This is a genomic window from Mycobacterium sp. NGS48 (genome assembly GCF_059812585.1).
In genome coordinates this window covers 314,536-341,454 of the sequence record NZ_JCALCY010000004.1, presented here as the reverse complement: position 1 = coordinate 341,454, position 26,919 = coordinate 314,536, and the positions used below count along the sequence as shown (strand labels likewise).

Sequence of the window (26,919 nt, the reverse complement as noted above, 5' to 3'; positions counted from 1 at the left end):
CCCGTCCCGGACCGTGAGCTTATGTTAGCCTTCGCTAAGTTGCAGGACCGGCGGTTGCCGCGCCGACGCGGCCGGTTCGATGCTTGCGCGACGTGTCCATGCCGCGCCAGGCGGAACTAGGCGAGCGAGAGGTTGTGCCCATGCCACGCACCCTGGGCTGGATCAGGCAGTTCCATCATGCGGATCCGGCCGAGAACCCGCCGCTGCTGGTATTCCCGCATGCGGGATCCGGTGCGTCGGCCTACCGCGACTTCTCGAAAGCCCTCAGCACGAGGTTCACCGTCATCGTCTTTCAGTACCCGGGGCGCCAGGACCGGGCAGGCGAGGCGTCATTGCTCTCCCTGCCTGCGATCGCCGAGGGTGCGTTCGACGAGTTCTCCGGGTCGGAGCTCAACCGCGGCGTCCCGATCGTCACGTTCGGCCACAGCATGGGCGCGTTGGTCGCGTTCGAATTCGTGCGGTTAGCCGAGGCCGCCGGAACCACTGTGCGCCAACTCAACGTCTCCGCGGCGGTTGCGCCCTGTCACGCCGCGGCCAAGCCGTCGCATCCCAAGGAAGACGAGGACATCCTCAACCATCTGGCAGCACTGGAGGGCACCGACACCAGTGTGTTCGCCAACCGGGAGGTCATGAGATTGGCTCTGCCGGTGATCAAGGCTGACTACCAGGCATTCGATGCGTACGACTGCGCCGACGACGTGAAAGTAGCCGCCCCGATCCAGGCAATGGGCGGCGAGCAGGATCCGTTCGTCACGCTGGGCGATCTCTACGGCTGGGGTAAGCACACCGAGCGTCTCAACGTCACGATGTTCGACGGGGGGCATTTCTATCTCGGTGATCACCTCGGCGCGGTCGCGGAGTTGTTGGCGCCGCCCGGGCAACGCGAGCAGACCGCGTGAACACCAGCGACCCGATCGTCATCTCCGGACTGGCCGTCGAGGCGCCCGGCGGAATCGACACCCCCGCCGCGCTCTGGTCGGCTATGGCCGAATCGCGGGAGTTGATCAGCCCATTTCCGCGGGACCGCGGCTGGCCGATTGACGACCTGCTCTCGGTGTCCCGGCTGGACGGTTGGGGAAGCGTGTGCGATGCGGGCGGTTTCCTGGAGGGTGCCGCGATGTTCGACGCGCCGTTCTTCGGCATCACCCACCGAGAGGCCCTGGTCATGCATCCCCAACAACGGGTTGCGATACGGGTGGCCTGGAAGGCGCTGGAGAACTCCGGCATTAACCCGGCAACGCTCGCGGGCGACGAGGGCGGCTGTTTCATCGGAATGTCGCCCATGGAATACGGACCGCGTGCAGCTGTCGCCGACGCTCATAGCGGCCATCGCATCGCCAGCCTGGGGCAGTTGGGGGCCGCAGGCCGGATCTCGCACAGCCTTGGGCTGACCGGGCCGTCGATGTGCGTCGATTCGGCGTGCGCGTCGTCGTTGACCGCGCTGCAGCTGGCCGCCAACGCGGTGGCGACCGGCGAGTGCGACTGGGCACTTGCCGGTGGGGTATGCGTAATGGGCTCTCCCGGCGCGTTTTTCGAATTCGCCAGGCTTAATGCCCTTTCCGAGGATGGTCATTGCCGCGCGTACTCCGACGACGCCAGCGGCACCGTCTGGGGTGAAGGCGCAGGCATGGTTCTTGTTGAACGCGAGTCGCGGGCACGCCAACTGGGCCACGCCGTCTACGGGCGCATTCTGGCCATCCGCACCAACCACAACGGCAAAGGCAAGCCCATCCTCGTTCCCCGGGTGCGGGCCCAAGAGCAGCTCATCCGAAAGACACTCGACGCAGCCGGAATCGATGCCGCCGACGTGGGCATGATCGAAGGTCACGGCACCGCGACCCTCGCCGGCGATCCGGTGGAATTGCTGGCCCTGTTCACAACATACGGTGCCGCGGGAAGCACGGCGCTGCTCGGCTCGATCAAGTCGAATTCCGGCCATGCACAAGCCGCGTCGGGAATCCTCGGGCTGATCAAACTGTTGCTCGCCGGACGGCACGGCCACATCCCGCCCACGCTCTTCTCGGACAACCCGACGAAGAAACTGGACTGGGATCTGGTGGGTCTGCGACTGGCCACCAAACTGCATCCATGGGAGCCCACGGAGGGTGTACGCTACGGCGCCGCATCGTCATTCGGCGCCGGGGGTGCCAATGCGCACGCAATCATCGCTATGCCCGTAAGTGAGAACAGTGACAATTCCTAGCTACCGGCTTCCCGATGGCACCGTCCCCGTTCTGCTGTCTGCGGGAAGTCGCAGCCTGGTGCACGACGAGGCCGCCGCGTTGTTTACCTATGCCACTGATCATCCCGACGTGGCACCGGCAGCGATCACCGAAATGCTCTTTCGGACAAGGGCTGCCCGCCCGCACCGTGCGCTGGCGATGGTCACCAGCCGCGACGAGTTGCTCGGCGCCCTGCAGGCGATCATCGATGACCGTGAACATGCCACGGTGGTGCGCACCGATGCGCCCGCGGCGGTTCGCCGGCTCGCCTACGTCTTCCCCGGCCAGGGTGGGCAACGGCCCGGGATGGGCCGTGTGTTCTACGAGTCGATTCCTGCCTATCGAGCCGAAGTAGATCGCTGCGCCGACGCTTTCGGCACCCAGCTGGCCGAGTCGCCGCTGAGTTATCTTCTCGACGAACACCTTTCGGTCGACGACACCGCAAGCACCGTCCAGCCCGCGTTGTTCGCCCAGATGGCCGGGCTGGCCGCGACGTGGCGCTCATTCGGTATCGAGCCGGCCGTCACGATCGGACACAGCCAAGGCGAGATCGCCGCTGCCTACGTGTCCGGCGCGATCAGTTTGGCAGACGCCGTTTGCGTCGTCGGGATCCGCGCACGTGCCGCCGACGAGTTCATTTCCGGCGACTACGCGATGGCGGTTGTCGCCGCTGACCGCGACACCTGCGAGGGCGAACTCGCGCGTTGCTCGGGTTGGGCCGAGCTGTCGGTGGTCAATTCGCCCGGCATGACCGGGATCTCGGGTGAACGCGAGACCGTGCAGCGCATCGTGGATACGCTGACCGAGCGCGACGTATTCGCGCGCGTCATTCGCGTCCACTACCCCGCGCACACCAGCGCGATCAATCAGCTGAGTGACAAGGTACGTGCGGCCGCGCGCCGTCAACTGCAGAATCCGACGTTCCTCGACACGGACACCGCGTGCCTTGGCGCCACGCTCGGCGGCCCGATCACCCAAGACCTGCCCGTCGACCAGTACTGGTTCTGGAATCTTCGCAACACCGTTCGATTCGACAAGGCGATCGCGGCTGCGCTACCGCTGGGCGTCGACACCTTCGTCGAGCTGGCCGCACATCCGACGCTGCAGTTGGCGATCGAAGAGAATCTCGCTGCCTCGAAGGACGACCAGACCCTGGTGGTGGGCACGTCCAACCGGGCGGCCATCGACCTCAGTGATTTCACCCGCAACCTCGCGCGGTTGGCGGTCCATGACCTGCAGTACCCGTGGGAGCGCCTGCGCACCGACGCCGCCGGTCCGGCCCCGCTGCCGCTCGCCGATTTCCCCAACACCCGCATGGACGAGAAACTGCTGTGGTTGCCGTACGACGGCGTCGAGTCCAAACCGGACAACCAAACGCCGGCCGCGACTCCGGCGGCCACTCCGGCGCCGCGCCTTCTGGCCGAGAAGTGGATTCGATTGTCGCAGCGCGCACTGTTGCCACCACGAGCAATCGGCATCATCGATCGGACCGGAGCGTGCTCCGAGCTTGCCGCCGCGTTATGCGCCGCGGCCGGAGACATCGGCGCTAACGCACACGTGCTCGACACCTCGACCCAAAGCGATGGGCCCGCAACGGGTCTCGATACGTACGTCATCCTTGTTCCGCCGTCGCCGAAGCTGGATGACGGTGCGGCGGCAACCGAGGTGTCGGAGTTTTTCGGTAACCGCACCTGGTGGCCGGGGCTCACCGACGCAATCTCCGATTGCTGGCTGGTGACGACGGGCGGCGAGGCGGTAGTCGACGACGACGCGCCACCGGATCTGGTGCACGCGGCGGCCAGCGCCGGATTCCGCAGCATCGGCACCGAATACCCCAAGGTGGGATTCCGGCACCTCGATCTGCCGGCCGGATCGACGCCGTCGGAATCGGCGTCCGCGATCGTGTCGGCGCTGCACACCAAGGAGGAGCCGGAGCTCGCGCTGCGCACCGGTGGTCTGTACGCCAAACGGATCGTCGAGGCCGACAGCTCGGCCGCCGACTCCGACGCCGATGTGTATGAGCACGTGCTCATCGTCGGTGGCACCGGAAATCTCGGGTTGGAGTTCTGCGAACACTTCGCGTGCCGCGGCGCGCGGCGAATCACCCTGGTGAGCAGATCGGGTGAGACCGCCGCGGTGGCGGATCGACTGCAGAAGATCCGGTCGGCCACCTCGACGCGGATCGATGCCGCCAGCTGCGACGTGGGTGACCCTGCTGCCGTCAGGCAACTGGCCGCCGAGCACGGCGACGCGCCCGCCGATCTGATCATCCACGCCGCCATGGCGTATTCGAATGTCGAGTTGAGCAACATCACCGTGGAGACGGTCGACAATGCGTTGCGCGCCAAGGTCGTCGGCATCTGGCGGATACTGGACGCGTTCCCGCGCACTGATCAGTGCCGTGTCGTCTTGTGTTCCTCGGTGGCGGCGACCATCGGCGGTCGCGGTCACATCGTCTACGCGGCGGCCAACCGGATGCTCGACGCGATGGCACAGCGGCTACGGGCCGAGGGCCTGGATTGCGTTTCGGTGCAGTGGGGCCAGTGGACGGTCGTTGATCTCGACCCCTCCGGGTGGGCGAAGGTGGCCGCGACCGGCGTCATGCCGATGCGTCCCGCTGATGCGCTGGCGGTGGGAATGCCCTGGCGTGGTGGAAATGCCGTCGTCGCGGCATTCGATCTGGATCGCGCGCGGCCGGTGCTGGCGGCCTACGGCTACGGTCCGTTGTTGTCCCAGTTGACTTCTCCTACCGCTGCGGTCCCGGCCCCCGCCCGCGGCGAGGAGACGGATCTCGAGCAACGGCTGATGAGTCTGCTGGCCGGGGCCATCGGTGTCGACGCTGTCGATGCGATCGACACCACGGCGCCCATGGTTGCGATCGGCCTGGATTCATTGCAGGCACTGGAGTTTCACCGTCGCGTCAAGACCGAGTTCAATCACGAGCTAGAGGTGTCGGATCTGCTCGGCGGGGCGTCTATCGCCGACATCCTGGTACGACTGGGCGGGTAGTCCAAAGGTATTCGAGTGTGTACTGAGGGCGGGCTGAGCGCAAAAGTCCCGCCATGGATTCACACTGAATGAAGCCAGGCCGTCCTCAAACGGATTGGTAGGCGGCGCTTCTCTTGATTGACGGCTCGGTGACGGCGAAGTCCGCGCCCAGGACCCGGTCGGACAGCAGTCCCAGGCAGCTCAAGTTCGGAAAGCCCGGGCCCTCGTTGAGCCCGGACAGGTTGGGCAGGAACAGCTTCGGAGCCGTTCCCTGAACCGCGAGGTCATGACCGATGGACTCTTCCAGCCGCTCGCTGGTCAGCGGTCCGCCCAGCCACAGCTCCAGGCTGTCGCGGGCAGTCTGGCTCAGCAGCGACAAGAACCACAACGGGTCCGCCCCGGATCCGTCTATCACCAGGTCGAAGCCATGAAATGACTCGACCCGCTCGTTACCACCACCGTCGGTGTACATGGTGACCCAGATACGGCCGTCGCGGTCGGCGACGTCGGCGACTCGGCCGCGCAGATGTCTGATCCGCTCGTCGGCAAGCAGCGACTCCTGAACCCGCGCAGAGAACACGCCGCGGTCGGTGCGGGCAATGCAGTCGCGCCGTTCGGCGTGGGTGAGGCTGCGCCATTTGGTGGGATCGGAAAACAGCGAGTTCTCGAAATAGCCCTCGCCCCGGGTGAACAGCGTCGCTTGCGGCGAGATCGCGGTGACCGCTGAAATCCGGTGGTGGAACAGCTCGTTGAGCATCGATGCAGCGGTTTCTCCCCCACCGATGACTGCGACGTTCTGGGCGACGATCCGATCCTGGGATGCGGCGCGCTGCCAGAACTGCGCGATCGACAACACCCGCGGATCACCGGAGAGCATGGAGCGCTCCGATTGACCCGGTCCGGTGATCATCAGCGCATCAGCGGACAGCCGGGAGTCGCGGGTGTGTAGCGCCCACTGCAGACCGTCGATCGAGATCTTGACCAATTCGCCGCGAACGACGTTCAGCCCCGCCACGTCGGCGACCCAGCGCAGATACTGCGCCCAGGTGTTATGGGTTGGCGCCGGCCGGCCCCGATCGACCCAGCCGACGAATTGGTCCGTCGCAACCAGATACGCCTGCCAACTCCACCGCATCAGCCGTTCATCGAGTTCGGCGTTGCGGCCGGGCAGCAGCTCCGAGCGGTACGGGAAACCGACGTCCTTTTCCGGGCTGGTGCCCAGCCGCTGCCGGCCGTCGGTCCAGCCGCCCCCGGCCCGCCAGTTGGCCGCGACCCCGGAGCGTTCGATGGCGATGATGTCGACGGTGTCGACGCCCATCTGGCGAAGCACCGCCGCCTTGGCCGCCAGCGCCACCGCCTTGGCGCCGGCCCCGACGATCGCGAGTGTCTTACTCATGTTCGGCCGGCCGTACGGAGGTCGGGGATGACACGGCCACCGGCTACGGCAAAACGCCCACCGAGACCGAGAGCATCACCCACGACTACCCTCCGATTGATTAGCCCAGGCTGTCCTAACTTTCGGTACGCTACACGATGTTCGATGCCCAGCACACACCTGTCCGAAGGAGTTGCCGAGTGCCGGTCGCCTCTGCCGGCCCGCCCGAATCCGCGTTAGACGGATTTATTCCGTTCCCGCCGGATCGGGCGGCCCGTTATCGCGCCGCCGGCTTGTGGACCGGGCAGCGCCTCGATGCGATTCTGCGGCAGGCCGCGACGGCATGGCCAGACCGCGTTGGCGTCATCGACGCGGTCAGCAGCCATACTTATGCCGAGCTCGATGAACTCGTCGACCGCGCCGCCGCCGCGTTTGCCGGGCGCGGCATCGCGCCGGCTGACCGAGTGCTGCTTGATTTGCCCAACTCGGGTCAGTTCGCCATCGCGCTGTTCGGTCTGCTGCGTGCCGGGGCGATCCCGGTGATGTGCCTGCCGGGGCATCGATTGGCCGAGCTCAATCACTTCGCCGAGGTGAGTGAGGCAGTCGGTTTGGTCATCGCCGAGACGGCGAGTGGCTTCGACTACCGGCCATTGGCCGAGCAACTGGTCGCCGCACATCCACAGCTTCGTCATGTCGTCGTCGACGGGGATCCGGGACCGTTCAGCTCGTTTGCCGCGTTGCTTGCCGATGCACCGTCGGGCGGGCCGCCCGCAACGGTCACCGAGACCACCCTTCCGGCGTTGTTGCTGGCGTCGGGGGGCACCACCGGACTGCCCAAACTGATTCCACGCACCCACGACGACTACCGCTACAACGCGACGGCGAGCGCCCAGCTGTGCCGGCTGACCGGTGACGATGTATACCTGGTCGCATTGCCGGCGGCGCACAACTTCCCGCTGGCCTGCCCCGGTCTGCTGGGCGCGATGACCGTCGGCGCCACCACCGTGTTCACCGCCGATCCCAGCCCGGAAGCGGCTTTTGCCACCATCGCGCGCCACGGCGTCACGGTCACCGCGCTGGTACCGGCGCTGGCAAGGCTGTGGGCCCAAGCCTGCGACTGGGAGCCGGTCACGCCGGACTCGTTGCGGCTGCTGCAGGTCGGCGGATCCAAGCTCGCCGCGGAGGATGCCCGCCGGATCCGCACCACCTTGACGCCCGGCCTGCAGCAGGTGTTCGGGATGGCCGAAGGCTTGGTCAACTACACCCGCCTCGACGACCCGGTGGAGGTGGTGGACCACACCCAGGGCCGGCCGCTGTGCGATGACGACGAGGTGCGGGTAGTCGATGAGGCGGATGCCGACGTCGCCGACGGGGCCGAGGGTGAGCTGCTGGTGCGCGGGCCCTACACGCTGAATGGCTACTTTCGCGCCGACGCCGCCAACCAGCGGTCGTTCACGCCCGACGGGTTTTTCCGCACCGGCGACCGGGTCCGCCGCTCGGCCGACGGCTATCTCGAGGTGACCGGTCGGGTCAAAGATGTCATCCATCGCGCCGGCGAGACCGTCGCCGCTGCGGACCTGGAGGAGCACCTGCTGACCCATCCGGCGATCCGGGCGGCGGCCGCGGTGCCGCTACCCGATGAATACCTCGGCGAAAAGATCTGCGCGGCGGTCATCTTCGGCGATCAGCCGGTGACGCTGGCCGAGCTGAATCGCTACCTCGACGGACGCGGCGTGGCCACCCATACCCGGCTCGACACGTTGGTGGCGATGACGTCGCTGCCGGTGACGCCCATCGGCAAAATCGACAAGAACGCCATCCGCGCGAGCGTGCGTGTCCCCGGCCGACACGCCGACTAGAAACCCGTTTCTACGCACCCTCGCGACGAACCAACCCGGCCCAACGTTGCCATTGACTAATGTCACCATTGGCTGTTGACTCAGTGATGTGATCGGCATCCCCCGCCTGCCCGGACTGTCCTCTAACAAGACGAGCCACGACGCGTCTGCAGTGGTCACCGGCGCCGGCAGCGGAATCGGCGCGGCGTTCGCCGTCGAACTCGCCCGTCGGGGCGGCGCGGTGGTGTGCAGCGACATCAACGAAGCCGCCGCCGCCCAAACTGCTGAAGCGATTACCGCAGCTGGCGGCCACGCCACCGCGATCTGCTGCGATGTCTCTCAGATCGACGACGTCGCCGACCTCGCAGCACGGTCAGAGTCCTGGTTCGGCGCCGCGCCCACGCTGGTGATCAACAACGCCGGCGTCGGCGCCGGTGGGGCACCCATCGGCGAAGTCTCTCTGGACGATTGGCACTGGACCCTGGGCATCAACCTGTGGGGCCCCATCCACGGCTGTCACGTGTTCGCGCCGATCCTGCGGGCGGCCGAGCCTGCCAAGAAGCCGCGGGGCATCATCAACGTCGCCTCGGCTGCAGCGTTCGGCGCCGCCCCCGGTATGGCCGCCTACAACGTGAGCAAGGCGGGCGTCTTGTCGCTGTCGGAGACCCTGGCTGCCGAATTGTCCGGTGCGGGCGTGAAAGTCACGGCGCTGTGTCCCACCTTCGTCAAGACCAACATCGTCGAATCCGGCCGCATCAGCGCCCAGTCGACCGAACTGGCGGCCAAGCTGATGCGCTGGACCGGATTGTCGGCGACCAAAGTCGCACGCAGTTGTCTGGATGCCCACGATCGCGGCGAGCTGTACTGCATGCCGCAGCTGGACGCCAAGATCGGCTGGAACGTCAAACGTCTCGCCCCGACGACCTACACCCGAACGGTCGGGCTGGTGTCGCGCGGCGGGCTGCACTGAAGATCGCGAAGGAGCGGCGCAGATGACCATCGACATGGAAATGATGTTGGCCAAGATCAAGGACCGGCAATGGGCACTGGCTGACATCGACTGGGACGCGCCCGGCGCCGAAACCATCAGCGACGAGTTCCGGCCCAAGCTGAAAGCCTTCATGGCCGACCTGTGCTGGATCGAAAACATCGGTGCCCGCGGCTTTGCCGCGTTGGCCAAGAAGGCGCCCAACCCCACCATCGCTGAGATCTACCGCTACTTCCACGCCGAAGAGCAACGCCACGCCAACGCCGAACTGGCACTGATGAAGCGCTGGGGCATGCTCGAGGACGATGAGGTTCCCGAACCGAACGTGAACATCCGGCTGGCGATCGACTGGTTGGACCGCTGGGCCGACGACATGCCGCTGTCTCTGCTCGGCACCGTCATCCCGATGCTGGAAGTCGCCCTGGACGGCGCCCTGTTGAAGTTCCTTCTCGATGAGGTGCACGACCCGGTTTGTCACCAGGTATTCGAGAAGATCAACAACGACGAATCACGCCATCTAGTCGTCGATTTCGAAGTTCTCGACATGATCGGGCACGCAAAGGTCCGACGTTTGCTGATCGACTTCGTCGGTCGCAATGCCACTCCGGGCCTCATCATCGGCGCGGTCATGGGCGCGCCGCTGATCAATAGAATCCGCAACGAGATCACCGCTATGGGTATGGAGCCCGAACGGCTTTATAGGGCCGTCAAACGGTTCAAAGAGCTCGGCGACCGCGGTGCACACACCGGGCGGGTACCGACGTATCGGTTCCTGCGGCGCTACGCCGGCGTCGTCACGAATCCACGCCACCCCTACCATCTGCTGGCCAACTCGATGGTGTGGCTTTCCGACCGGTATCCGCGGCCCCTGCTGCCGTCGGTACCGAGCTGGGTTAGAGAAGTCACCTACAAGCCGGCGGCATAACCGATGACGCGCAATCACACCCACGCCGCACTGATTGTGGGCGCCGGATTCACCGGGCTGGGCGCAGCGATCAAACTGGCCCAGGCCGGCGTCGACGATTTCGTGATCCTCGAGCGCAGCGACCAGGTGGGCGGAACCTGGCGGGACACCAGCTATCCCGGCGCCAGCTGCGACATTCCATCGCTGCTGTACTCGTTCTCATTCGTCAGAAACCCGAGCTGGTCGCGCACATACTCTCCCGCCGAGGAGATCCGTCGCCACATCGAGGACATGGCCACCCGGTTCGACATCCGTCGCCGTATCGAATTCGGCCGGGAAGTCAACGGGTTGTCGTTCGACGACGACGCCGGTGTCTGGACCGCAACCACCGCAAATGGCAAGCGGTTTCGGGCCCGCACGGTGGTGTTGGCGTCCGGACCGCTGCCGGACTCGAGCTTTCCCGACCTCCGCGGCATCGACTCCTATCAGGGCCACAAGATCCACAGCGCCCGCTGGGACCACGATTACGACTTCGCGGGCAAGCGTGTCGCAGTCGTCGGTACGGGGGCCAGCGCCATCCAAATCATTCCGGAACTGGTCAAGCAGGCCGAGTTCGTCAAGGTGTTCCAGCGCACGCCCGGCTGGGTACTCCCCCGCCTCGACGTCCCCACTCCGGCGGCGGTCCAAACCGTATTCGCGAAAGTCCCCGCCGCCCAAGAGCTTGCGCGCCAAGCACTGTTCTGGGGTCATGAGGCCAGCGCCACCGCGCTGGTGTGGAACACGCCGCTGACCTCACTGGTGGCGCAGCTGGGGCGCGCCCATCTTCGGATGGCCGTCAAAGACCCGTGGCTGCGCCGGCAGCTGACACCCAGTTTTGCGCCGGGCTGCAAACGCATGCTGGTCTCCAGCGACTACTACCCCGCCCTGCAGCGCAACAACTGCAAGCTTATCGACTGGCCGATCGCCACGCTGAGCCCTGCGGGCATCCGCACCAGTGACGGCATCGAACATCAGCTGGACTGCATCGTGTTCGCCACCGGCTACGACGTGCACCTGACCGGCCCGCCGTTCCCGGTCACCGGGCTGGGTGGCCGGTCGCTGGCCCAAGAGTGGGCCAATGGCGCGCAGGCCTTCAAAAGCGCCAGCGCACACGGGTATCCGAATTTGTTCTTCATGACCGGACCCAACTCCGGGCCCGGCCATAACTCGCTGTTGGTGTATATCGAAGGCCAGCTGGATTATGCGGTGCGCGGCATCACCACGATCCTCGACAACGATCTGCGTTCCCTCGACGTACGCGCAGACGTGCAGCGCCGCTACAACGAACGCATCCAGCAGCGTCTGACCAAGACGACCTGGATGTCGGGTTGCAGCAGCTGGTATCTCACCAAGGACGGCTTCAACGCGTCGATGTACCCCGGGTTCGCGACCCAGTATCTTCGACAGATGCGTGATTTCCGGCTCGCCGACTACCACGCGGCCTGACGGCCGATGGCTCCCAACCGAGCGGCACGACCAGAGACCGGCACCATCGCCGGAGTGCTGGCCAACCTACGACGCGCACCGCAACGCGTTCGTCGTCAGTCACGCGAGGTCATCGAAACTGCCGTGGCACAGCTATTCGACGCGGCGGCACGTCAGCCCCACAGTGTGTCCGGGGAATACCGCATCGACGACCTGGCGCGGCTGGCCGGCACCACCACCCGCAATATTCGGGTCTACCGCGATCGTGGCCTGTTGCCGCCGCCGTTGCGCGTCGGGCGCATCGCGCTGTTCAACGACACCCACATGACTCGGCTGCGGTTGATCACTTCGATGCTCGACCGCGGATACAACATTGCGCACGTGCGGGAAATGCTCAGCGCGTGGGAGGAAGGCAAGAACCTCGGCGACGTGCTGGGTCTGGAGACCGCGATCGTGGGCACCTGGACCACCGAAAAGTCCGAGACGATGCCGTTCGCCGAGGCGCGGCGACGCATCGACGACCCGCCTGCCTTCGAGCGGCTGGTAGGCCTGGGGGTGATCCGCGTCGACGGCCCACGGGCGACGATCACCCGGCCCAAACTGATCGACGCGTTCAACGAGATCCGCAGCTACGGCGTCAGCTTGGCCACAATGATCGACCTGCACGAGCAGATCGTTCCGCTGATCGACCAGATCAGCGAAATGCTGGTACGCACCGGTGCCGAGCACGTCGCCCACCGGCTCAAACCGGGCGAGGCGCTGCCCGCCGACACCGAAATCGCCGAGCTGATCACCATGTTGGTCCGGTTCCGCACCCAGGCCGTCGCCTCGGTCACCGCCACGCTGGCGTCGTCGATCGAATCGACAATCGAATCGTTGGTCAGCAAGATACTTGCCGACTACATGGAGAACGCCTGACCCCATCGCCGCGAGCGTGCGCAAAAACGGGCTCAGCTACGGCGTGTCGGCCGGGGACACGCACGTTCGCGCAAAGGGGGCGCAAAAGGGTTAAGACCTCGCGACCAGATAAGGCGCCAGCGTCGTCAGCTTCTCGCAGGTCTCCTCGAATTCGCGCTCGGGGTCCGATGCGCCGATGACGCCGGCTCCGGCGCGCAGCCACGTTCGTCCTTCGTGTTCATAGACCGCCCGCAACGTCAGCGCAGCGTCCAACCCACCGTCACTGGAAAACTTCACCACCGCACCGGAATACAGGGTGCGCGGGCTTTCGTCGAGGCGCAGGATGGCATCGACACTGGCCGCCTTGGGAATGCCGGACGCGGTGACCGCGGGGAACAACGTCTCCAGGGCGTCCATCCGGTTTTTCGCCGTGCACAGCCGCCCGCTGACCGTCGAGCCCAGGTGCTGCACGCTGCCACGCTCGCGCACTGTCATGAAATCAGTGACTACGGCGCTGCCAGCTTCGGCGATCTCGGTGATCTCCAGCAGCGAGCTGCGCACCGATATAGCGTGCTCGACGATCTCTTTGGAGTTCGATTCGAGATCGTCGCGGGCTTGGCGATCCCGCGCCTCTCCCCGCCCCAGCGCCCGGGTACCGGCCAGCGGCTCGGTGATCACGACCCCGTCGTGGCGGACCGCCGCGACCAGTTCGGGGCTGTAGCCCACCGCACGAAAACCGCCCAGTCGCAACAAGAATGACCGCGCAGGCGTGTTGTGCCGACGGCCCAGTCGATACGTCGCTGGGAAGTCGAGCCGGAACGGCACGTCGACACACCGCGACACGATCACTTTGTGATAGCCGCCGCTGTTGATTTCGTCGATCGCCGTAGTCACTCGACCGCGGTAGCCGGTGTTATCGGTCGCCACGTCGAGAGCAGACGCGGACGGCGTGGCATCCAGACCATCACGCAACAACCGGTCGACCGCATCGCGGTGGCGTGGCCCGGCGTCGACCAGCCGAACCGTTTCGTCGGTGATCACGATTCGGCTGCGTGGCCAAAACACCCGCGCCAACGGCGTATTCGGGGCCAGCCGGTCCTGCAACCCAAAACGATAGGCGCCGAATTCGAAGGCGACCCACCCGAACAGCTCGTCGGTTTCCAGCAGCAGTCGGTCAATCGCCTCGCCGAGGACCGGTCCGGGCGGCCCCGACCAGGACTGCCGCTGCGTGACGCCGTCCCGGGTGACGCGCAACTCATTGCAGTCCAGCTCGACCATCGCCAGCACCCCGGCGCCCAGCACCCATTGGCCGTCGTGCTCGTAGAGCAGATATTCCTCGCCGTCGCACTCGGGCAACGCGGCAGCCAGCTCGGCTGCCAGGTCGGCGGGGGCGATGTCGGCGGGTAACCGACATGACAGTGACTCGGCGTCTACGGAGCTAGTCTGGACTTCGGTCACGGTTAGTAAGAGTAGCCTAACCTCAGAACAGGTGGGAGGCTCCGGGCCAAAGTGCGCGGTCGGCCATTTAAGTAGTCCTGACTTTAACTGCCGTCGACTGCCCCGCACCGGCCGTGATCACGGCCTGAACCGTCGAATCGACCACCGACGACGCCCGTGGGCGCCGCACGCTTCGGGTCGTCGGACAGTTCCCGTGCTTGGCTGATCGTCGAACGTTTCCACAACGTTCAATCCGTAGTCCCGCAAAGGATCGCGGCTCGCTGCGGGTCATTCGTAGCATCACGTTCGGCCCGACCGGTGACCAGATCCGCAGCCGACCACAACCGAACAGATTCGAGAGGGGCAACCACCGTGTTCACAATCCGGCTTCGCGACGGTGACGAAGTCCACGCCAACGACGGCGACAAGCTATCGGTCAACCACGACACGGGCGTCCTCACTGTTACTCGGGTTGACGGTTTCGAGGAAGTCACCACCCATTTCTCGCCCTCGGCATGGGGATCGGTGACTCACCGCGTCAAGGGCGCCGGGATGAAGAGCGTGTCGGCCTAACCCAACAGCATGCGCACCACGCCGTCGGCCAGCAGTCGGCCGCGATCGGTGAGCACCACCCGGTCGCCCTCATGGGACAGCAAACCGTCGGCGACGGCGACCGCGGCACGTTCGCGCTCGGGCGCTTCGAGTAGGTCGAGTGGCAGGCCTTCCCGCAGCCGGATGCGCAGCATCACGTCCTCGGTGTGCAATGCGTCGACTTGCAGTGCCTCGAAACCGGCCACCGGCAGCGACGCATCGGCGAGCCGCTGCGCATAGGTGTTGGGGTGCTTGACATTCCACCATCGCGTCGCGCCGACGAAGCTGTGCGCTCCGGGCCCGGCGCCCCACCACTGGGCGCCGTTCCAGTATCCGAGGTTATGGCGGCACTGCCCGCCGGGCCGGCTCCAGTTGGATACCTCGTACCAGTCGAAGCCGGCAGCGCCCAGCGTCGCATCCACCAGTTCGTAACGATGCGCCAGCACATCGTCGTCGGGAGCGGCCAGCTCGCCACGCCGCACCCGGCGCGCCAATGCGGTGCCCTCCTCGACGGTCAGTGCGTACGCCGACACGTGGTCGGCGCCAGTCTGCAGCACTGCATCGACTGAGCGTTGCACGTCGTCGTCGAATTCCCCGGGGGTGCCATAGATCAGGTCGAGGCTGACGTGCTCGAAACCGGCGGCCAACGCCTCGCCGGCCGCGGCCGCCGCCCGCCCCGGGGAGTGCACCCGGTCGAGAGTGGCCAGCACCCGCGGCGCCACCGATTGCATGCCCAGCGACACCCGGGTGTAGCCGGTTGCGCGCAGCGCCGCGAACATCTCCGGCGTCGTCGACTCCGGGTTGGCCTCGGTGGTGACCTCGGCATCCGGCGCCAGCGGGAAGCGCTCGCGGACCATCTCGAGGACTGCGCACAGTCGCGCACTGCCCAGCAGCGACGGCGTCCCGCCCCCGACGAACACGGTGTCGACCGATGGCGCGCCGAGCTTGGCGACCGCCAAATCGAGCTCCGAAGCCAGCACCTGCAGCCAGGCGTCGGGGTTGACCCCGCCCAACTCGGCCGGGGTGTAGGTGTTGAAGTCGCAGTACCCGCAGCGGGTCAGGCAGAACGGCACGTGAACGTACACGCCGAACGGTGCGCCCGGAGTCAGCTGCACGTCGGGCAGAGATGTTGTCACGGCACCCCATCATCCCATGGCGAGCCGAGCGCGAACTGTTTCGAATCAGGACCCGTTGAGTTGATCGAACATGTAGGTCAACAAGTGATTCAGCGAGCCCACTGGTGCTGCCTTACGACTAGCACCACCAGGAGAAGCGCATGATGGCCAGGCTTTCGGCCCCTGGGTCGCCATAATCCGCTGCCCCACCTGGATCTGCTGGGCACGTGAGGCGTGTTGCGGTGAACCGAGGCCGCCGTTGTCCTCCCAGGTCGCCTTGCTGATCTGCAGGCCGCCGTAGAAGCCGTTACCGGTGTCGGCCGCCCAGTTACCACCGGATTCACACTGCGCAAGCGCGTCCCAGTTGACCTCGGCGGACGCAATGTTGCTGATCGGATTAATCGACGCCGCCACGATCGCAACCGCCGCCAGCGCGCACCCACGTTTCATCGCAACTGCACCTTGCTGGCCAGCCACTGGCCGTCGACTTTGTCCATGGTCACGTTGACGAGGCTGTAGTCGGTCTCCGAGTCGGGCTCATCGGTGTTGGTCACCAGTTGCTCAACAAACAGCAGAACCTCGACCTGGTCGGTGCTGGCCGACTTGACCACCGATTCGACGACCCGACCTTGCGTTGCTGCCTGGTGGTCGAGCAACACCATGCGCAGTGTTCCGTTGGATTTGTCGTAGCGTTGCTTGAACTCGCCGGTTGCGCCGTCGCGTAGCGTCGCGATGTTGCGGTCCATCGCCTGGCTGTCGAAATTTGTCAGCGCGACGGCATATTTCACTGCGGCGGCGACTGCCTGCTGGGTGGCTATCTCCGTCTGGTGTCGCTCGTATTGGAGCCACCCCACATAGCCGCCCGCTCCGGCCAGGACGACCACCAACGCTGCGACGGCAAGCCAGCGGCGATACGCGCGCGGCGGCGCCGGCGCGGCGTTGTGGTCTTCGTCACGAACGCCGGGTTGCGAAGGTTCCGTGTCAGTCATCTCAACCGCCTACCTGCCCGCGCCGGATGGCGTGCGCCCAGATAGTTTGGCCCAGCGGTGCCTGCATCTGAGGGACCGACACACCGGTCCTCGGGCTTTTATTCACGGTGATCGCAATTTCGAGCCGGTCGGGCGGCTTTTCGCCATCCATGGCACAATGGCCAGGTGACCGCCGCCCCCCGCAACCAGTTCCGTATTGCCCTGGTGGCGCGTCGGCACATCGATCTCAAGCGTGTCTGCAGCTGTCGCTGTCTGCCTTGATGTCGTAGACCCGCCCACCCTGTCCTTGCAGCTGGCCGCGGATCTGCGCCGCCGGACAGCCAACCGGTGATGCGCGTGTTCCCAGCCGGCCCCTCCGCGAAGGAGATCGCCGAATGACGACCCCCCGCCCCGCCAAAGGTCGCACCGAAGGCCAATGGGCGCTCGGCGAGCGTGACCCGCTCAACCCCAACGAGCAGCTCAAGTTCGACGACGCGCCCCTCAACGTGCGGGACCGTATCGAAAACGTCTACGCCAAGCGTGGTTTCGACAGCATCGACAAGACCGATCTGCGTGGCCGGTTCCGTTGGCTGGGCCTCTACACCCAGCGCGAACAGGGCTACGACGGCACCTGGACCGGCGACGAGAACGCCGACCTGCTCGAGGCCAGCTACTTCATGATGCGGGTGCGCTGCGACGGCAAGGCGCTGTCGGCCGCCGCGATGCGCACGCTGGGCCAAATCTCGACTGAATTCGCCAGGGATACCGCCGACATCTCCGACCGGCAGAACCTGCAATGCCACTGGATCGAGATCGAGAACGTTCCCGAGATCTGGCGACGACTCGACGCCGTCGGCCTGCAGACCACCGAAGCGTGCGGTGACTGCCCGCGCGGCATGCTCGGTTCCCCGCTGGCCGGGGAATCGCTCGACGAGGTGCTCGACGCCTCCCCGGCCCTGGACGAAATCGTGCGGCGCTACATCGGCAAGCCGGAATACGCGAATCTGCCGCGCAAGTACAAGACCGCGGTCTCGGGCCTGCAAGACGTCGCGCATGAGATCAACGACATCTCGTTCATCGGCGTCAACCATCCTGAGCACGGTCCGGGTCTGGATTTGTGGGTCGGCGGCGGATTGTCCACCAACCCGATGCTGGCCAAGCGGGTCGGTGTCTGGGTGCCGCTGGACGAGGTGCCCGACGTGTGGGAGGCCGTCACGTGCCTGTTCCGCGATTACGGTTACCGGCGGCTGCGCTCCAAGGCCCGGCTGAAGTTCCTCATCAAAGATTGGGGCATAGACAAGTTCCGTGAGGTCCTCGAACAGGAATACCTGGGCCGCAGGCTGATCGACGGCCCGTCCCCCGAACCGGCCAAGCACCCGATCGACCACGTCGGCGTACAGCGACTGAAGAACGGCCGCAACGCCGTCGGGGTGGCCCCGATCGCCGGACGGGTCTCCGGGACCATCTTGACCGCGGTGGCCGACCTGATGGAGCGCGTCGGATCTGACCGGGCGCGGTTCACGCCCTATCAGAAGCTGATCATCCTCGACGTGCCCGACGAGCGGCTCGACGAGATGGTTGCCGAGCTGGACGCATTGGGCCTTCAGTCGCAGCCGTCGCACTGGCGGCGAAACCTGATGGCGTGCAGCGGGATCGAGTTTTGTAAGTTGTCGTTCGCCGAAACCCGTGGTCGCTCCCAGGTGCTGGTGCCCGAGCTGGAGCGCCAGCTGGAGGACATCAACGCGCGGCTCGACGTGCCGATCACGATCAACATCAACGGTTGCCCGAACTCGTGTGCGCGCATCCAGGTCGCGGATATCGGGTTCAAGGGCCAGATGGTCGACGACGGCCACGGTGGCTCAGTCGAAGGTTTCCAGGTCCATCTCGGCGGCAGCCTCGGGCTGGACAGCGGTTTCGGCCGCAAGCTGCGCCAGCACAAAGTCACCAGCAGCGAGCTCAGCGATTACATCGATCGAGTGGTGCGCAACTTCGTCAAACAACGCGACGACGGCGAGCGGTTCGCCACCTGGGCGGCCCGCGCCGACGAGGCGGATCTGCGATGAGCGCTGCGACGGAGGCGGAGCTTCGGGAGCTTGCCGACCGCGGCGCGGCGGAACTGGCCGGCGCCAACGCCTCCGACCTGCTGCGCTGGACCGACGAGAACTTCGGCGGCGTCAACGGACCGCGGGGTGCAGCGACCTGTAATTACGTTGTGGCGTCCAACATGCAAGACGCGGTACTGGTGGATCTGGCGGCCAAGGTGCGGCCCGGAGTTCCGGTGCTGTTCCTTGACACCGGCTATCACTTCGTCGAAACCATCGGCACCCGCGACGCGGTCGAGGCGGTCTACGACATCCGGGTGCTCAATGTCACGCCTGAGCACACGGTGGCCGAGCAGGACGCGCTGTTGGGGAAGGATCTGTTCGCTCGCGAGCCCAACGAATGCTGCCGGCTGCGCAAGGTGGAGCCGCTGTCCAAAGCGCTGCGCGGCTACTCCGCCTGGGTCACCGGGCTGCGCCGGGTCGAGGCGCCCACCCGGGCCAACGCCCCGCTGATCAGTTTCGACGAGGCTTTCAAGCTGGTGAAGATCAACCCGCTGGCCGCGTGGTCGGATCAGGACATGGACGACTACATCGCCGAATACGATGTGCTGGTCAATCCGCTTGTCTACGAAGGCTATCCGTCGATCGGCTGCGCCCCGTGCACGGCCAAGCCGGTCGAGGGCGCCGACCCGCGCAGCGGACGCTGGCAAGGGAAGAGCAAGGTCGAATGCGGATTGCACGCCTCGTGACCCCGGGTTCATTTGGCGCCGACCCGCCGCACTCGGCTCCGCCGAGTTTGCGATCGCCGCTCGTGCTCGCCGCGCACGGCAGTGCGGATCCACGGTCGGCGGCCAATGCGCAGGCCGTCGCCAGTCGACTACGACGCATGCGCCCGGGTCTGGATGTGCGGGTTGCCTTCTGCGAGCAGAACTCTCCGATGCTGGCCAACGTGGTCACGCCGGGTTCGGTGGTGACGCCGTTTTTGCTCGCCGACGCCTACCATGCCCGCATCGACATTCCTCGACAGATCGCCGGGCACCCCGGGGTGCGGCAGGCGGAGGTGCTCGGTGAGGACGAGCGGCTGGTTGCCGTGCTGCGCGAAAGACAGCGCGAACTGGGCGTTTCCGGGCTCGACCGCGATCTCGGTGTGCTGGTGGTGGCGATTGGTTCAAGCGATGCCGCGGCGAATGCGCGCACCGCGACGGTGGCCGTCAGGTTGGCGGCCGGTACCCGCTGGGCCGGTGCGACGACGGCGTTTGCGACCGCGGCCGGTTCGCTGGCCGAGGCGGCAGACCGGTTGCGGGTCGCGGGCGCGCGGCGGCTGGTGATCGCGCCGTGGTTCCTGGCGCCGGGACTGCTGACCGATCGAGTGGCTGACTTTGCACACGATCGCAGTATTGCCATGGCGGCCCCACTGGGCGCGCATTCGCTGGTGGCTCGGACGGTGCTGGACCGCTTCGATGCGGCGCTGACCGAGCAGGCTGCGGCCTGACCATCTCTGGCGCGAGCGTGCGCAGAACCGCGAATTAGGTCGGCGTGTCGACCGGGGACGCGCACGCTCGCGGCAAGGGGAGATCGGGCACCCGGGTGGCGGCCGCGTAGACGGTGTCGCCTTCTTTCAAGCCCAGCGCCTCAGCATCGCCCCGGGTGATCTGCGCGGTGAACGGCCCGCCCGTGGCGGCGTTGGTCAACTCCACCCGGACCTCGAAGCCCAGCATCACCACGCGGTCGATGGTGGCGCGGATGACGCCGGCGGATTTGGCGGCGTCGTCGCTGGCGGCAATCTTCATGTCGGGATTGCGGCCGACCCGGATGTCGTGCGGGCGCACCAAGGTGCCGTTCAACGAGGACACCGCCCCGAGGAACGACATCACGAAGGCGTTCGCTGGGCTGTCGTAGACGTCAGCCGGGGATCCGACCTGCTCGATACGACCCTTGTTGAGCACCGCGATCCGATCGGCCACATCGAGCGCCTCGGCCTGGTCGTGCGTGACCAGCACCGTGGTGACGTGCACTTCGTCGTGCAATCGCCGCAGCCACGCCCGCAGATCTTCGCGGACCTTGGCGTCCAGTGCACCGAACGGCTCATCGAGCAGTAGCACGTGCGGGTCGACGGCCAGCGCGCGGGCCAGCGCCATGCGCTGCCGTTGACCACCGGAGAGCTGGTTTGGGTAGCGGTTCTGAAAACCGCTGAGCCCCACCACCTCAAGCAAGTTGTCGACTTTTTTCTTGATCTCCGACTTCGGTCGCCGGCGAATCCGCAACCCGAATGCCACGTTGTCGCGAACGGTCAAATGCTTGAATGCGGCGTAATGCTGGAACACAAATCCGATGCCACGCCGCTGCGGTGGCACCCGGGTCACGTCGCGGCCGTTGATCGTCACGGTTCCGGTGTCAGGCAGGTCGAGTCCGGCAATGGCGCGCAACAACGACGACTTGCCCGACCCGCTGGGGCCCAACAGCGCCGTCAGCGAGCCGGCGGGCACCGTGAAGTCCACGTCGTCGAGTGCGACGAAGTCGCCGTGGCGTTTGTTGGCGCCCCGCACGATGATCGCGTCCGTCATAAGCGCCGCTCCTCTCCCCCGCAAGCGGGACGTGCCCCCGCACCGCTCTTTTGCTCTGCATCGTCGCCGGTGCGCGCCCCTGAGTTGGCAGTCATGCGGCCTCCTTGCCGGAACGTCGGATGTCGAGCAAGACCTGAACGATCAACACCACCACGGACACCCCCATCAGCAATGTCGACAATGCATAGGCACCGTACTCAGCGCCCCGGTTGTAGCGGTCGGAAACCAACAGCGTCAACGTCTGCGATTTCCCCGGCAGGTTCGACGACACCATGAGCACCGCGCCGTATTCGCCGAGAGTACGGGCGATGGTCAACACGATGCCGTAGGTGAGGCCCCACCGGATCGACGGCAGCGTAATCCGCCAAAAGGTCTGCCACCAGGTCGAACCCAGCGTTGCGGCGGCCTCCTCCTGGTCGGTCCCCAACTCGTGCAGCACCGGCTCGACTTCGCGGACCACGAATGGCAGCGTGACGAAGACGCTCGCCAGCACGATGCCGGGCAGACCGAAGATGATCTTGAGCCCGAAATCTCTCTCGACGAAGCCCAGTGCGCCGGCCGAGCCCCACAGCACGATCAGCGCCACACCCACGATGACGGGCGAAACGGCAAACGGCAGATCGATGATGGCTTGCAGCAGACCTTTACCACGAAACCGGTTGCGCGCCAACATCAATGCTGTAGGAATACCGAAGACGACATTCAGCGGCACCACGATCGCCACAATCAGCAACGACAACTGCAGTGCCGAGATCGCCGCGGGCGTGCTGATATAAGCGTAGAACTGGCCGATGCCGGGCGAGAAGGTTCGCCACAGGATCACCGCAACCGGAACGACCAGCAGTACGGCGACGTAGCCCAGCGCGATGCAACGGATGAGGCAGCGAACGCGCGGTGAGGTCGTCATGCCGACAACTCCTCGCGTTTGGCGGCGCGTGAACCGACAGTGCGCAAGAGGAGCAACACGACGAATGAGATGCTCAACAACACAATGGATATCGCGGCCGCGCCGGTGCGGTCGTCGTTCTCGATCAAGGTACGGATCCACTGCGAGGAGACTTCGGTTTTCCCGGGCACCGCACCGCCGATCAAAACCACCGAACCGAACTCACCGATGGCACGCGAAAACGCCAGGCCGGCACCGGTTAGCAACGACGGCGTCAGCGACGGCAGCACCACGGAGGTGAAGATCGTCGCACTGTTGGCTCCCAGCGACGCGGCCGCCTCCTCGGCCTCGCGGTCAATCTCGAGCAGCACCGGTTGGACGGCGCGCACCACGAACGGCAACGTGACGAACGCCAGCGCCACCCCCACACCCCACCCGGTGTGCTGCAGATGCAGCCCAACGGGACTGTTGGGCCCGTAGAGGGCCAGCATCACCAGGCTGGCAACGATGGTGGGCAACGCGAACGGCAGGTCGATAATCGTGTCGACGAGGCGCTTACCGGGGAAATCGTCGCGCACCAGCACCCAGGCGATCATCAGGCCGAACACCAGATTAAGCACCGTGACCCCGGCCGAAATCGTCAGCGTTACCCGAAACGACTCCAGCGCGGCATTCGAGGTGACCGCTAGCCAAAATGCGCGCCAGCCGCCGTCGACTGCTTGCCAGGCGATCGCGGCCAAGGGCAGCAACACGATCACCGACAACCACACCGTCGCCACACCGACTCGCAGCGGGGTGTTGCCGCGGCGCGCCTGAGTCAGGTGGGGTGCGATCGTGGCCGTCATCCGGTGGCCCGCATGTAGATCCGGGTGATGCTGCCGGAGTTCTTGTCGAACAACTGCGGGTCCACGGTGTCCCAGCCGCCTAGGTCAGTAATCGTCCACAGCTTCGTCGGTACCGGGAACTGGTCACGGAAATCGGCGGCGACGGCTGGGTCCACCGGCCGGAAACCCGCATCCGCCCATAACTTCTGGGCTTGCGCGGAGTACTGAAAGTTCTTGAACGCGGTCGCGGTGTCCAGATGCGCGGTGGTGGTCACGACCGCCAGCGGGTTGTCGATCTTGAAGGTCTGCGGCGGGTTGACGTGGGTGATCGGCTTGCCTTGCCGCTCGGTGGCGATGGCCTCGTTCTCATAGCTGATCAGCACATCGCCGCTGCCCTGGACGAAGACATCGGTGGCCTCACGCCCGGACCCGGGACGCAGTTTGACGTGCTGGCTCACCAGCTTGTTGACAAAATCCACTCCGGCTTGGGGATCTCGTCCTCCGCCACTCTTGACGGCGTACGGGGCCAGCAGATTCCATTTCGCCGAGCCCGAACTGAGCGGACTGGGGGTGATGACCTCCACACCTGGCTTCACCAAGTCGTCCCAGTCTTTGATGTTTTTCGGATTGCCCTGGCGCACCACCAGCGTCACCACCGAGCCGAACGGGATGCCCTTCGTGGCGTCCTTGTCCCAGTCCTTGGAAACCTTGCCTGCCTTGACAAGGCGGGTGATGTCGGGTTCGACCGAGAAATTCACGACATCGGCCGGTTTGCCGTCGACGACGCCGCGTGACTGATCCGCGGAGGCCCCATATGAGCTGACCACCTGAACGCCCTTGCCGTCCTCGGAGGCGTTGAACGCGGGAATCACCTTGCTCCAGCCAGGTTCTGGAGCAGAGTAGGCGACCAGTGTGATGCTGACGCGCGCATTGCGCGGGCCGCCGCCGCCGACCACGTCGCTGGCACCACCGTGGCAGGCGGTCGCGACGGCCGCGGCCATCGCGAGGGCGACGACACGCCATCCCCTGATGTGGTTAGGCATCGGTGACCTTTCGGGCTGCGGGAATCAAATCACCGCGACGGAAAGGCCTCGGGTCGTTCAGTGACCAGCACTCGTCAGTTGCACCGACACCGACGCCAGACCGCGCGCGTATTGGTTCAGCGACGACAGTGCACATCGGCCACAGCGGAATCACCCACGGCAATGAGTGCCAAGACATAGCACTCTCGGTTGCCGGACGCTGCGAGCATGCCGCGAAGCCTAACAGAATCCGCTGCACCGGCATGGTTGGCAGGCAACTCTCAGTGCGCCAGCCACCACATGACGATGACCAGCACCACCAGCAGAACCAACACCAACGTCACCTGCGATCGGGGCATACCGGTCATCGGGGCCCCTCGTCGCGCTGCCGGACGCGGCGCATCAGCCCGATCCCCCCGCCCAGCATGGTGTCCAGCGCCAGGGCGACGAGGTAGGCCAAGATCAGCACAACCGGCATCACCAAGACGGTCTGCAGGACGAACCCGAGCCCCGACAACCACAACTCGACGCCGTCCCACCAGCTGAGGAACCCGTTCACCGGGCTTACCCTATGCGGCGCTTCTCACGAATCCAACGTGCCAGGATCAGCGGCCCGGCCGGCAGCCTGCGATCGGGCCCGATTCTGGGCGGCCCCGAGTAGACGCCGGACGGGTCCACAGATGATGATGGCGGCATGGTTTTGCACGCCGATGCGGCCGAAGAAGCTTCCGAGGAGGTCCCCCCGTTCACCGTCACGTCCCCGGTGCCCTTCACGCCGACCGGGTCGTTGCGGAACCCGTTCCCGCCGATCGCCGATTACGCGTTTCTTTCCGACTGCGAGACGACGTGCCTGATCTCGCCGGCCGGTTCGGTCGAGTGGTTGTGCGTGCCGCGGCCGGACTCTCCGAGCGTGTTCGGCGCGATCCTGGATCGTAGCGCCGGCCACTTCCGGTTGGGGCCGTATGGGGTCTCGGTGCCGTCGGCTCGGCGCTATTTGCCCGGCAGCCTGATCATGGAGACCACCTGGCAGACCCATACCGGCTGGCTGATTGTGCGCGACGCGCTGGTGATGGGTCCGTGGCATGACATCGAACGGCGGTCGCGCACGCATCGTCGTACCCCGATGGACTGGGACGCCGAGCACATTCTGCTACGCACGGTGCGCTGCGTGTCCGGCACCGTCGAGCTGATGATGAGCTGCGAGCCGGCGTTCGACTACCACCGTGTCGGAGCGACGTGGGAATACTCGGCCAATGCCTACGGCGAAGCCATCGCTCGGGCCAAACACAACCCCGACGCGTACCCGACGCTGCGGCTGACCACCAACCTGCGGATCGGGCTGGAGGGCCGCGAGGCACGGGCACGCACCCGGTTGAAAGAGGGCGACGACGTGTTCGTCGCGTTGAGTTGGTCCAAGCACCCTGCGCCGCAAAGCTATAAAGAGGCTGCCGAAAAGATGTGGCAGACCACCGAGTCATGGCGACAGTGGATCAACATCGGCAACTTCCCGGACCACCCGTGGCGGGCCTATCTACAGCGCAGCGCGCTGACTCTGAAAGGTTTGACATATTCGCCTACCGGCGCGCTACTCGCTGCCAGCACCACCTCACTGCCGGAAACACCTCAGGGCGAACGTAACTGGGACTACCGTTACGCCTGGATCCGCGACTCCACATTCGCATTGTGGGGCCTCTACACCTTGGGTCTGGATCGCGAAGCCGACGACTTCTTCTCGTTCATCGCCGACGTGTCCGGCGCCAACAACGGTGAAGGCCATCCGCTGCAAGTGATGTACGGCGTCGGCGGCGAACGCAGCCTGGTCGAAGAAGAGTTGCACCATCTGTCCGGCTACGACCATGCGCGCCCGGTCCGAATCGGCAACGGCGCCTACAACCAAGCGCAGCACGACATTTGGGGTGCCATCCTCGACTCGTTCTATCTGCACGCCAGATCCCGCGAGCAGGTTCCCGAGACGCTCTGGCCGGTGCTGAAAAAGCAAGTCGAAGAAGCTTCGAGACACTGGCGTCAGCCCGACCGCGGCATCTGGGAGGTCCGTGGCGAACCGCAGCACTTCACCTCGTCAAAGGTCATGTGCTGGGTGGCGCTGGACCGCGGCGCCAAGCTGGCTGAGCGGCAGGGCGAGAAGAGCTACGCGCAGCAGTGGCGGGCCGTTGCCGAGGAGATCAAGGCCGACATCCTCGAACACGGGGTGAACTCCAGCGGCGTGTTCACCCAGCACTACAACACCGACGCGCTGGACGCGTCACTGCTGCAGGTGGTGCTGACCCGGTTCCTGCCGCCTGATGACCCGCGGGTGCGTTCGACCGTGCTGGCCATCGCCGATAACCTCACCGAACAAGGTCTGGTGTTGCGCTACCGCGTGGAGGAGACCGACGACGGCCTGACCGGCGAGGAAGGCACCTTCACCATCTGCTCGTTCTGGCTGGTGTCGGCGCTTGTCGAGATCGGCGAGGTCAGCCGCGCCAAGCACCTGTGCGAACGGCTGCTGTCCTACGCCAGCCCGCTGCACCTCTACGCGGAGGAGATCGAGCCGCGCACCGGTAGGCATCTGGGTAACTTCCCGCAGGCGTTCACGCACCTGGCGTTGATAAACGCCGTGGTGCACGTGATTCGCGCCGAGGAAGAAGCCGACTCCACCGGAGGATTCCAGCCCGCCAACGCCCCGATGTAGGCCGCGTTTTGCCGCGAGCGTGCGTGTCCCCGGTCGACACGCCGGGCCGGGTTCCGGGAACACGCACGCTCACCCGCAGCGGTTCGGGGTGAACGGAACATC

Annotated in this window: 25 protein-coding genes; 14 read left to right on the top strand and 11 right to left on the bottom strand. The window is 65.8% G+C overall.

The window, feature by feature from the left end; all coding sequences use genetic code 11:
- Positions 1-140 precede the first annotated feature (140 nt).
- From AC5Y42_RS10715 to nbtC, 3 genes are read left to right on the top strand one after another with little or no spacing between them, the layout of a single operon-like run.
- The gene (locus tag AC5Y42_RS10715) at positions 141-899 is read left to right on the top strand and encodes a thioesterase II family protein (RefSeq protein WP_499897958.1); all 759 of its coding nucleotides are present in this window, start codon (positions 141-143) and stop codon (positions 897-899) included.
- On the top strand, positions 896-2,203 hold the full coding sequence (locus AC5Y42_RS10710) for a beta-ketoacyl [acyl carrier protein] synthase domain-containing protein (RefSeq protein ID WP_499897956.1): 1,308 nt from the start codon (positions 896-898) through the stop codon (positions 2,201-2,203). The genes AC5Y42_RS10715 and AC5Y42_RS10710 overlap by 4 nt, the downstream gene beginning before the upstream one ends.
- Positions 2,190-5,231 (top strand): nocobactin polyketide synthase NbtC, encoded by a 3,042-nt coding sequence (gene nbtC, locus AC5Y42_RS10705; RefSeq protein WP_499897955.1) that lies wholly within the window; start codon positions 2,190-2,192, stop codon positions 5,229-5,231. Before AC5Y42_RS10710 ends, nbtC begins: the two co-directional genes overlap by 14 nt.
- Positions 5,232-5,316: 85 nt before the next feature.
- Here the strand turns inward: nbtC and mbtG are convergent, their stop codons facing one another.
- Positions 5,317-6,606, bottom strand: a complete 1,290-nt coding sequence (gene mbtG / locus AC5Y42_RS10700; RefSeq protein WP_499897954.1) for an NADPH-dependent L-lysine N(6)-monooxygenase MbtG — start codon at positions 6,604-6,606, stop codon at positions 5,317-5,319.
- Positions 6,607-6,785: 179 nt separating this feature from the next.
- On the opposite strand from mbtG, the gene AC5Y42_RS10695 reads away from it, so the two are divergent.
- The 5 genes from AC5Y42_RS10695 (at position 6,786) to AC5Y42_RS10675 (ending at position 12,697) form a co-directional block, all read left to right on the top strand.
- A complete protein-coding gene (locus AC5Y42_RS10695) occupies positions 6,786-8,444 on the top strand; it encodes a (2,3-dihydroxybenzoyl)adenylate synthase (protein WP_499897950.1) in 1,659 nt (552 codons plus the stop codon).
- A 97-nt stretch (positions 8,445-8,541) separates the two neighbouring features.
- On the top strand, positions 8,542-9,393 hold the full coding sequence (locus AC5Y42_RS10690; RefSeq protein WP_499898138.1) for an SDR family NAD(P)-dependent oxidoreductase: 852 nt from the start codon (positions 8,542-8,544) through the stop codon (positions 9,391-9,393).
- Between the two features lie 22 nt (positions 9,394-9,415).
- Positions 9,416-10,336, top strand: coding sequence for a ferritin-like domain-containing protein (locus tag AC5Y42_RS10685; RefSeq protein ID WP_499897948.1), 921 nt, complete (start codon positions 9,416-9,418; stop codon positions 10,334-10,336).
- Positions 10,337-10,339: 3 nt separating this feature from the next.
- Entirely contained in the window at positions 10,340-11,800 is a 1,461-nt protein-coding gene (locus AC5Y42_RS10680) for a flavin-containing monooxygenase (RefSeq protein ID WP_499897947.1), read from the top strand.
- Between the two features lie 6 nt (positions 11,801-11,806).
- Positions 11,807-12,697: a MerR family transcriptional regulator gene (locus tag AC5Y42_RS10675; protein WP_499897945.1), complete on the top strand. Its 891-nt coding sequence runs from the start codon at positions 11,807-11,809 to the stop codon at positions 12,695-12,697.
- A 90-nt stretch (positions 12,698-12,787) separates the two neighbouring features.
- Here AC5Y42_RS10675 and AC5Y42_RS10670 read toward each other — a convergent pair whose 3' ends face one another.
- A complete protein-coding gene (locus tag AC5Y42_RS10670) occupies positions 12,788-14,134 on the bottom strand; it encodes a salicylate synthase (RefSeq protein ID WP_499897943.1) in 1,347 nt (448 codons plus the stop codon).
- A gap of 351 nt (positions 14,135-14,485) precedes the next feature.
- On the opposite strand from AC5Y42_RS10670, the gene AC5Y42_RS10665 reads away from it, so the two are divergent.
- Positions 14,486-14,686 (top strand): hypothetical protein, encoded by a 201-nt coding sequence (locus AC5Y42_RS10665; protein WP_499897941.1) that lies wholly within the window; start codon positions 14,486-14,488, stop codon positions 14,684-14,686.
- Here the strand turns inward: AC5Y42_RS10665 and hemW are convergent.
- Genes hemW through AC5Y42_RS10650 form a run of 3 tightly spaced genes read right to left on the bottom strand, consistent with a single transcriptional unit; the run spans position 14,683 to position 16,808 of the window.
- Complete coding sequence (gene hemW, locus AC5Y42_RS10660; RefSeq protein WP_499897939.1) at positions 14,683-15,840, bottom strand: radical SAM family heme chaperone HemW; 1,158 nt, start codon at positions 15,838-15,840, stop codon at positions 14,683-14,685. The two genes, AC5Y42_RS10665 and hemW, sit on opposite strands and share 4 nt — an antisense overlap.
- A 45-nt stretch (positions 15,841-15,885) precedes the next feature.
- Positions 15,886-16,269 (bottom strand): transglycosylase family protein, encoded by a 384-nt coding sequence (locus AC5Y42_RS10655; protein WP_499897937.1) that lies wholly within the window; start codon positions 16,267-16,269, stop codon positions 15,886-15,888.
- Positions 16,266-16,808 (bottom strand): Rv1363c family protein, encoded by a 543-nt coding sequence (locus tag AC5Y42_RS10650; RefSeq protein ID WP_499897935.1) that lies wholly within the window; start codon positions 16,806-16,808, stop codon positions 16,266-16,268. Before AC5Y42_RS10650 ends, AC5Y42_RS10655 begins: the two co-directional genes overlap by 4 nt.
- Before the next feature lie 165 nt (positions 16,809-16,973).
- Here AC5Y42_RS10650 and AC5Y42_RS10645 point away from each other — a divergent pair, with 165 nt between their 5' ends.
- The 4 genes from AC5Y42_RS10645 (at position 16,974) to AC5Y42_RS10630 (ending at position 20,321) form a co-directional block, all read left to right on the top strand.
- Positions 16,974-17,069 carry an Ms4527A family Cys-rich leader peptide gene (locus AC5Y42_RS10645; RefSeq protein WP_499897934.1) on the top strand — a complete coding sequence of 32 codons (96 nt, stop codon included), beginning with the start codon at positions 16,974-16,976 and terminating at the stop codon, positions 17,067-17,069.
- Positions 17,070-17,182: 113 nt separating this feature from the next.
- Positions 17,183-18,850, top strand: coding sequence for a nitrite/sulfite reductase (locus AC5Y42_RS10640; protein WP_499897933.1), 1,668 nt, complete (start codon positions 17,183-17,185; stop codon positions 18,848-18,850).
- A complete protein-coding gene (locus AC5Y42_RS10635) occupies positions 18,847-19,578 on the top strand; it encodes a phosphoadenylyl-sulfate reductase (RefSeq protein ID WP_499897932.1) in 732 nt (243 codons plus the stop codon). Before AC5Y42_RS10640 ends, AC5Y42_RS10635 begins: the two co-directional genes overlap by 4 nt.
- 47 nt (positions 19,579-19,625) lie before the next feature.
- Entirely contained in the window at positions 19,626-20,321 is a 696-nt protein-coding gene (locus AC5Y42_RS10630) for a sirohydrochlorin chelatase (RefSeq protein ID WP_499898136.1), read from the top strand.
- Positions 20,322-20,355: 34 nt separating this feature from the next.
- On the opposite strand, the gene AC5Y42_RS10625 is transcribed toward AC5Y42_RS10630, so the two are convergent.
- The 6 genes from AC5Y42_RS10625 to AC5Y42_RS10600 form a co-directional block, all read right to left on the bottom strand.
- Positions 20,356-21,393, bottom strand: a complete 1,038-nt coding sequence (locus tag AC5Y42_RS10625; protein WP_499897931.1) for a sulfate/molybdate ABC transporter ATP-binding protein — start codon at positions 21,391-21,393, stop codon at positions 20,356-20,358.
- A 91-nt stretch (positions 21,394-21,484) separates the two neighbouring features.
- Positions 21,485-22,300, bottom strand: a complete 816-nt coding sequence (gene cysW, locus AC5Y42_RS10620) for a sulfate ABC transporter permease subunit CysW (protein WP_499897930.1) — start codon at positions 22,298-22,300, stop codon at positions 21,485-21,487.
- A complete protein-coding gene (gene cysT, locus AC5Y42_RS10615; RefSeq protein WP_499897929.1) occupies positions 22,297-23,124 on the bottom strand; it encodes a sulfate ABC transporter permease subunit CysT in 828 nt (275 codons plus the stop codon). Before cysT ends, cysW begins: the two co-directional genes overlap by 4 nt.
- Complete coding sequence (locus AC5Y42_RS10610) at positions 23,121-24,104, bottom strand: sulfate ABC transporter substrate-binding protein (protein ID WP_499898134.1); 984 nt, start codon at positions 24,102-24,104, stop codon at positions 23,121-23,123. The genes cysT and AC5Y42_RS10610 overlap by 4 nt, the downstream gene beginning before the upstream one ends.
- A 158-nt stretch (positions 24,105-24,262) precedes the next feature.
- Positions 24,263-24,355 (bottom strand): Ms4533A family Cys-rich leader peptide, encoded by a 93-nt coding sequence (locus AC5Y42_RS10605; protein ID WP_499897928.1) that lies wholly within the window; start codon positions 24,353-24,355, stop codon positions 24,263-24,265.
- Positions 24,356-24,489: 134 nt separating this feature from the next.
- Entirely contained in the window at positions 24,490-24,684 is a 195-nt protein-coding gene (locus AC5Y42_RS10600) for a hypothetical protein (protein WP_499897927.1), read from the bottom strand.
- 135 nt (positions 24,685-24,819) lie between these two features.
- Here AC5Y42_RS10600 and AC5Y42_RS10595 point away from each other — a divergent pair, with 135 nt between their 5' ends.
- The gene (locus AC5Y42_RS10595; RefSeq protein WP_499897925.1) at positions 24,820-26,817 is read left to right on the top strand and encodes a glycoside hydrolase family 15 protein; all 1,998 of its coding nucleotides are present in this window, start codon (positions 24,820-24,822) and stop codon (positions 26,815-26,817) included.
- Positions 26,818-26,919 lie beyond the last annotated feature (102 nt).

Coding starts and splice junctions, on each gene's coding strand:
- AC5Y42_RS10655 (WP_499897937.1), bottom strand. CDS start 16,269: ATGAAACGTGGGTGCGCGCTGGCGGCGGTTGCGATCGTGGCGGCGTCG.
- cysW (WP_499897930.1), bottom strand. CDS start 22,300: ATGACGACCTCACCGCGCGTTCGCTGCCTCATCCGTTGCATCGCGCTG.
- AC5Y42_RS10675 (WP_499897945.1), top strand. CDS start 11,807: ATGGCTCCCAACCGAGCGGCACGACCAGAGACCGGCACCATCGCCGGA.
- AC5Y42_RS10640 (WP_499897933.1), top strand. CDS start 17,183: ATGACGACCCCCCGCCCCGCCAAAGGTCGCACCGAAGGCCAATGGGCG.
- AC5Y42_RS10595 (WP_499897925.1), top strand. CDS start 24,820: ATGGTTTTGCACGCCGATGCGGCCGAAGAAGCTTCCGAGGAGGTCCCC.
- AC5Y42_RS10635 (WP_499897932.1), top strand. CDS start 18,847: ATGAGCGCTGCGACGGAGGCGGAGCTTCGGGAGCTTGCCGACCGCGGC.
- AC5Y42_RS10715 (WP_499897958.1), top strand. CDS start 141: ATGCCACGCACCCTGGGCTGGATCAGGCAGTTCCATCATGCGGATCCG.
- mbtG (WP_499897954.1), bottom strand. CDS start 6,606: ATGAGTAAGACACTCGCGATCGTCGGGGCCGGCGCCAAGGCGGTGGCG.
- AC5Y42_RS10610 (WP_499898134.1), bottom strand. CDS start 24,104: ATGGCCGCGGCCGTCGCGACCGCCTGCCACGGTGGTGCCAGCGACGTG.
- AC5Y42_RS10625 (WP_499897931.1), bottom strand. CDS start 21,393: ATGACGGACGCGATCATCGTGCGGGGCGCCAACAAACGCCACGGCGAC.
- AC5Y42_RS10680 (WP_499897947.1), top strand. CDS start 10,340: ATGACGCGCAATCACACCCACGCCGCACTGATTGTGGGCGCCGGATTC.
- AC5Y42_RS10650 (WP_499897935.1), bottom strand. CDS start 16,808: ATGACTGACACGGAACCTTCGCAACCCGGCGTTCGTGACGAAGACCAC.
- cysT (WP_499897929.1), bottom strand. CDS start 23,124: ATGACGGCCACGATCGCACCCCACCTGACTCAGGCGCGCCGCGGCAAC.
- AC5Y42_RS10685 (WP_499897948.1), top strand. CDS start 9,416: ATGACCATCGACATGGAAATGATGTTGGCCAAGATCAAGGACCGGCAA.
- AC5Y42_RS10605 (WP_499897928.1), bottom strand. CDS start 24,355: ATGCTCGCAGCGTCCGGCAACCGAGAGTGCTATGTCTTGGCACTCATT.